Genomic DNA, 6,071 nt, shown 5'->3' with positions numbered 1-6,071 from the left:
CCCATGCCGAACTCAGAAGTGAAACGCGGTAGCGCCGATGGTAGTGTGGCATTCGCCATGCGAGAGTAGGACACTGCCAGGCACCCAATTAAACGGTGATGTGAAAGACATGGCCGGCTGCGAGGATGACACCTCATAGAAGCAGCAGATGATTTAGCGCAAGCTAACCGAATGCGGAGCGGTAGTTCAGTCGGTTAGAATACCGGCCTGTCACGCCGGGGGTCGCGGGTTCGAGTCCCGTCCGCTCCGCCACTAATTTGAAAGGCCTTCCCGATTGGGAAGGCCTTTTTGCTTTTGGATATTCGCGAACGGGATTAAGGAAACAAGGGACCACAGACAGGGCTGCGACTTGCCACTGGCAGCCCGGCCCCTGCCTGTTGTCCCTTGAGCCGGACTACGTCCTCCCATCCGCTTCGACATTGCTTGAAAGCCCTGGCCATCTGGTCGGGGCTTTATCTTTGCGTGGGTTCGCAGGGACAATGAATGGCACCGCCGGCGTGCTGCGCCGCTGATGTGAAAGGCCTTCCCCCGACGGGAAGGCCTCTTTGCTTTCTTGGCGTTAGCGAAACGCTCTGCCCCATGTCATTCCAGGCTTGCACCCGGCGGCTGGGGGGCATGAAATGGGGACTGGGGCCGTCCGGTCTGTTAATCATTGCAATGAGGAGGTTCGCCATGGCTACCCTGACCGAGTTTGAAAAATACGTGATCGAGCAGAAGGGGACCGAGCGTCCTTTCAGTGGCGAGTATTACCGCCATGATGCCCCCGGCCGCTACCTGTGCAAGAAGTGCGGTGCCCCCCTCTATGCCTCTGAGCACAAGTTCAATGCCCACTGCGGCTGGCCGGCGTTTGATGACGAGCTGCCGGGGGCGGTGAAACGCGTTCCCGATGCCGATGGCCGCAGAGTCGAGATTGTCTGCGCCCGTTGTGAGGGACACCTTGGCCATGTGTTCGAGGGGGAGTACCTGACCGAGAAGAATCTGCGCCATTGCGTCAACTCTGTCTCCCTCATCTTCGAGGCGAGAGAGGAGGGCTCGCAGCCACAACCTCAGATGGCTCTGGCCACCCTGGGGGGCGGTTGCTTCTGGTGTGTCGAGGCAATATTCAGCTGCCTGAAAGGGGTGATCCGGGTCAGTCTGGGCTATGCGGGCGGGAGCGCTGCCGATGCCGACTACCGGCGAGTCTGCTCCGGTCAGACCGGCCATGCCGAGGTGGTGCAGATCGAATACGATCCCGTCATCATCGACTTCGCGACCCTGCTGGAGGCCTTCTTCGCCAGCCATGATCCCACCAGTCTCCATCGGCAGGGGCATGACGTGGGTCCCCAGTACCGCTCCGTGATCTTCGCCCATGATGATGAACAGGTGAGGGTGGCGAGCGCCATAATCCGGGCGCTGGATGAGGCCAAGGTATTCTCCGCGCCCCTGGTGACCGAGCTGACCGGATATGACGGCTTCTATCCTGCCGAAGCGCATCATCGGGATTATTTCGCCCAGCATGGGGAGCAGGCCTACTGCCAGGTGGTGATCCGCCCCAAGCTGGAGAAATTCAAGACGCTGTTTGCCGACTATCTCAAGGGCTGAGTCGCCGCTCTGCCCAGGAGCTGTCGCACGCTGGCCCCGATGGGGGACGAGTCGGCTCGATGCCGGATGGCTCGTGATATAGTCGAGCCATCTATGCAGGAGAGTGAGTGAGCCATGAAGAAGATCCTCTATGCCATGCTGGGGTTGGCGGCAGCCTTGTTGATCGCGATAACGAGCCTGGTGACCCTGGTTGATCCCGAACAGTTCAAGCCCCTGCTGATGGAGCAGGTGAAGAAGAACACGGGGCGGGAGCTCGTCATCGACGGCCCCATCAGCTGGACCTTCTGGCCCAGTCTGGGACTCTCCCTCGAGCAGGCGGCGCTGCGCAATCCAGCCGGATTTGCCGAGCCGGATCTGGTGCGCTTCGAGCGCGGCCAGGCTTCGGTCGCCGTGCTGCCCCTGCTCTCCCGTCGTTTGCAGGTTGGCGAGGTGGCCCTGGCAGGCGCCCATCTCTTCATCCAGACCCGGGCCGATGGCAGCTCCAACCTGACGGGTCTGGCCCGCACCGGACAAGATGGCGGGGCCAGCACCAAGACGCCGGACCAGGGGGATGGCGGGCAAGCATCAGCTCCCGAGCCTTGGCAACTGGCCGTCGAGGGCCTCTCCCTGACCCAGGCCAGTGCCCTGGTGATCGACGATCGCGACGGCTCCCACCTCCAACTGACCCACCTCGATCTCTCCCTGGGTGAGCTCAAGCCCGATAGCTGGGTGCCCATGACCTTCTCTCTGAGCGGCGAGCATCAGGGGCTGACCCTGGCGGCCAAGGGGCAGACCCGGTTCAGGCTGGGCCGGGATCTGGCGAGCAGCGAACTGGAGGGACTCGAGATGGAAGGCGAATTGGCGCGAGGGGATACCCGGCTCGATCGCTTCACGCTGGGGGCGGATCGCCTCAAGTTGGGGCAGTGGAGTCAGCTTGGCCTGAGCGCCCAGGGCCGGCAGGGGGCACTTGCCTTCGATCTGACCACCAGCCTCAAGGGGCGGCTCAATGAGGCGCAGAGCCTGCTCGATCTGACGGATGTCACCCTGGATGGGGTGCTGAAGGGGCCGGCGCTGCCCAGACCCGAGATCAAGGTTTCGCTCGGTGCCGAGGGGCAATGGGCCATGGCGAGCAAGACGCTGTCCCTGTCCAGGGTGGCCCTGGGCGCCGATGAGCTGCGGTTGGCGGGCAGTGCCAGCATGATCATGAAGGCGATCCCCGGGATCCGCTTCGATCTGGCGGCCGAGCGGCTGGATCTGGACGCCTGGCGTCCCGCCGTCGCCAAGGCGACGCCGGTTGCCAAAGGGGCGGGCAGCGAGCCCGTGGCTGACGAGATGGCAGGCAAGGACGCTGGCAGCGCTGGCAGCACGGGCGCGGCACCGGCCAGGGCGGCCGAGCCGGATCTCGGCTGGCTCAAGGGGCTGGATCTGGCGGGGAGACTCAAGGCGGACACCCTGATAGCCGATGTCGTCAAGGCCGAGCAGGTGGATCTGGCACTGGCGGCAGATACCGGCCTGGTCACCATCAAGGGCTTCAGCGCCAGGCTGTTTGGCGGCTCTGCCCAGGGGGAAGGGGTGATAGATGCGCGCCAGCAGCCGGCGACGTTCAAGGTGCACAAGCAGATAGTCGGTGTCGCTCTGCAACCCCTGCTGCAGACCCTGGCCCAGACCGATCTGCTGGTCGGGCGGGGCAGTGCCGATATCCGGCTCAGCGGGCGTGGCCTCTCCTCCCATGCCTTGCGTAGCCAGCTGGCAGGTACCCTGGATCTCAAGGTGGAAGATGGCGCCCTCCATGGCATCAACTTGCCGCAGATGCTGCGGGAGGCCAGGGCGATCCTCAAGGGCGAGAAGGCGAGCGAGACCAAGGAGGCGCGCAAGACCGACTTCAGCGCCCTGACCGCCCATTTTCGGATCGGGCAGGGTAAGGCAAGCAGTGAGGACATCCGGCTGCTGGCGCCGGCGCTGCGGGTCGAAGGCAAGGGCAGCACGGCGCTGGTGCCCGAGACCCTGGATTTTCTGATGGCCACGACCGTGGTCGAGACCAGCAAGGGGCAGGGGGGCAAGGCGCTCGAGGATCTCAAGGGCATCACCATCCCGGTGATCATCGGCGGCCATTGGCGTCAGCCCAGTTATCGTCTCGACGTCAAGGGACTGCTGGCCGACAACCAGCTGCTGGAAGAGAAGGCCCGCAAGGAGGCCGAGCGGGGGCTCAAGAAGCTGCTCGGGGACAAGGCGGAGGACGAGCAGATAAAGGGGGTGGCGGACCAGCTGCTCAAGGGCTTGTTCAAGTAAGAGATGAGCAGCCAAACAGCCCCGCCGGGAGATCGGCGGGGCTGTTTCGTGTCTGAGAGTCGAGCGGCCAGACGCCCTCGGTTCAGCAGGGTGAGCATCACGCGCCGAGCAGCCCGTCCGCCAGCCAACGTTGCCAATCCATCCAGAAGACCGCAGCGCGTCGCTTTTTCATTCAAATATTATTTTTTTGATTGCGCAGCCAGAGGCGGGCTCGCCATGGCCGGTCATCTCATCCTGATCCCGTCGGCACTCAGGGTCAACCCGGGAGGCTCGCCTTGGGGTCGTCTGGCTGTCATCATGGGGGTCACTGACAAGGAGGCATCAGATGATACGAGTGGTCTTTCACCTGTCCGAGCGGGAGCGCAGCCGGATGGCATTCAATAATATCAACAACTTGCTAGAGGATATGGCGGGAGAGCCGGGGGAGCTGGTGCTGCTGGTCAATGGCAATGGGGTGACCAGCCTGCTGACGACCGGGGAGAGCGAGCCGCAGTGGCCCGCCCTGCTGGCGCGGGGGGTCAGGCTGCTGGCCTGTGCCAACTCCCTGCGGGGCCAGCGGCTGGTTCCCGACCAGCTGCTCCCCGGGGTCGAGGTGGTCTCCACCGGCGTGCTGGCCCTGATCGAGCTGCAACAACAGGGATTTGCCTATATCAAGTCCTGAGCAGGCATGCTCTCCTTCTATCCCCCGCTTCTGAGTCTGCCCGATGCAGACTCAGAATGGCTGGTGATGTGGCAAAGGAGTGTTATCAGCTAGCGGATCAGGCTGTTGTTGAATGTGGTTTCGTATGACCCAGGTCTGTTTATTTCCCTGGCAGTAGGGGAATAGGGGGAGGCGCTCCCATGGACCACAATTATTCGTAGACGGTTGTTGCAGCCAGCAGTTGATCAGCAAAGGTAAAGATTTCATCTATGGAGCTAATTGGATGCCTGGTTTCTTTTTTCTCTTCATCAAACAAACCAAGATATTTCTGTTTGGCATTGAAATGTAACCTGCATAGTGGCTTGCGGTTATTATCATCGAGCAGGATACCAAAATAGCTTTGGGTATCTCGTGGCGCTATCCGACTCACGTCAAACTTTTGTCTCAGGATTGCTTTGACAACGTTAAAGGCCTCCATTTCTTCAATGGTCGTTTCAACCTTTGACCTTTCTTGATTACCTGAGTTTTCGCTATCTACCGTAGATTGTTCATTCTCAAAAATGGGCTGAATAGTAGATGTGCTGACACTGCTCCCGATGGCTGACTTCAATCTTGCATTGATGCTGTCATTGAGGAACTGGTTCAGGGCCTTCTTGGTAATATCAGTGAAAGATTGTTTTACACGAACGGTAAGCACTCCGTCGTAAATACGGGAAGCAAAAAACCGTACAAAGTCTTCTTCTGGTGCCCCAAATTGTTCTGCGAGCAGTTTTTTGATCTGACTGAGGTATTTAAGCTCCCCTGCGGCATCGACGACAGATTCAACATCGAAGGCGGTCTTGGTGAGCTTCAACACTTCGGGAACGACATGCTCGTCCATATCTTCAAGGTCCAATGTCAGAAATGGCTTCTCGTCCATCTTGTTTGGGGCATCCAGGTCGGTATAGAACTCGTATTGAGCGCCATTGGTCAGAATACCGATTCGAGCATTGGTGACAGAAAAATATCGAAAGAGTTGTCCAGAGTGTTTGGCAGACAGTTTCTCACTGTATTTTTTGCACTCAACCAGAATTTGAACTTGCCCATCTTTGAGAATGGCGTAGTCAACTTTCTCGCCCTTTTTTATGCCTGTATCAGCAGTAAATTCAGGGATCACCTCGGTAGGATCGAAAACATCATAGCCTAGAACGCGATTGAGAAATGGCATGACAAAAGCGTTCTTGGTTGCCTCCTCGGTCGTGATCATCGATGACTGCTGGGCAATTTTCTTGGCGAGACTCTGTAGCTGTTCTGAGAAATCCATGTTTTCCTCTCTGCATGAAGAATGGGACTTTAACTGATGGGACGAGCTTCACTCTCTGTCATATCTAGCCAGAAATAGTGAGATGACATAGGCAGGTATTATCCTTGTCTATAGATAGCAAAGTGCCACACGATTCCAAGATCAGAATGCTTGAAACAGGATCCAGCTCACCGCTATAGAGTGTGTTTTGAAAGAACGCTGAGTCTTCGAGCAATATTGAAGTGGGAACGGGGGCCCCGGGGGCCCCGGGGGCGTGCGGGTTTTTTGCCACCTACCATA

The 6,071-nt window shown here is 59.2% G+C and carries 4 protein-coding genes, 1 tRNA gene and 1 rRNA gene; 5 read left to right on the top strand and 1 reads right to left on the bottom strand.

The features are described 5' to 3' along the window. From rrf to ACW5W4_RS18695, 5 genes are all read left to right on the top strand, one after another. Nucleotides 1-82: ribosomal RNA gene (gene rrf / locus ACW5W4_RS18715) — 5S ribosomal RNA — on the top strand; the annotation flags it as partial. 93 nt (nt 83-175) lie between these two features. Continuing rightward, a tRNA-Asp gene (locus tag ACW5W4_RS18710) sits at nt 176-252 on the top strand. Nucleotides 253-672: 420 nt separating this feature from the next. Continuing rightward, the gene (locus ACW5W4_RS18705) at nt 673-1,581 is read left to right on the top strand and encodes a bifunctional methionine sulfoxide reductase B/A protein (RefSeq protein WP_456690391.1); all 909 of its coding nucleotides are present in this window, start codon (nt 673-675) and stop codon (nt 1,579-1,581) included. A 114-nt stretch (nt 1,582-1,695) separates the two neighbouring features. Continuing rightward, nucleotides 1,696-3,849 (top strand): AsmA family protein, encoded by a 2,154-nt coding sequence (locus ACW5W4_RS18700; RefSeq protein ID WP_456690390.1) that lies wholly within the window; start codon nt 1,696-1,698, stop codon nt 3,847-3,849. Nucleotides 3,850-4,174: 325 nt separating this feature from the next. Next, on the top strand, nt 4,175-4,510 hold the full coding sequence (locus ACW5W4_RS18695) for a DsrE family protein (protein ID WP_456690389.1): 336 nt from the start codon (nt 4,175-4,177) through the stop codon (nt 4,508-4,510). Nucleotides 4,511-4,700: 190 nt separating this feature from the next. On the opposite strand, the gene ACW5W4_RS18690 is transcribed toward ACW5W4_RS18695, so the two are convergent. Further along, nucleotides 4,701-5,792 carry a type I restriction endonuclease gene (locus tag ACW5W4_RS18690; RefSeq protein WP_456690388.1) on the bottom strand — a complete coding sequence of 364 codons (1,092 nt, stop codon included), beginning with the start codon at nt 5,790-5,792 and terminating at the stop codon, nt 4,701-4,703. Nucleotides 5,793-6,071: the final 279 nt, after the last annotated feature.

This window comes from Aeromonas crassostreae (assembly GCF_054052445.1).
The sequence above is the reverse complement of the archived record's forward strand: the minus strand, read 5'-3'. Positions and strand labels throughout refer to the sequence as shown.

Coding starts and splice junctions, on each gene's coding strand:
- ACW5W4_RS18695 (WP_456690389.1), top strand. CDS start 4,175: ATGATACGAGTGGTCTTTCACCTGTCCGAGCGGGAGCGCAGCCGGATG.
- ACW5W4_RS18690 (WP_456690388.1), bottom strand. CDS start 5,792: ATGGATTTCTCAGAACAGCTACAGAGTCTCGCCAAGAAAATTGCCCAG.
- ACW5W4_RS18705 (WP_456690391.1), top strand. CDS start 673: ATGGCTACCCTGACCGAGTTTGAAAAATACGTGATCGAGCAGAAGGGG.
- ACW5W4_RS18700 (WP_456690390.1), top strand. CDS start 1,696: ATGAAGAAGATCCTCTATGCCATGCTGGGGTTGGCGGCAGCCTTGTTG.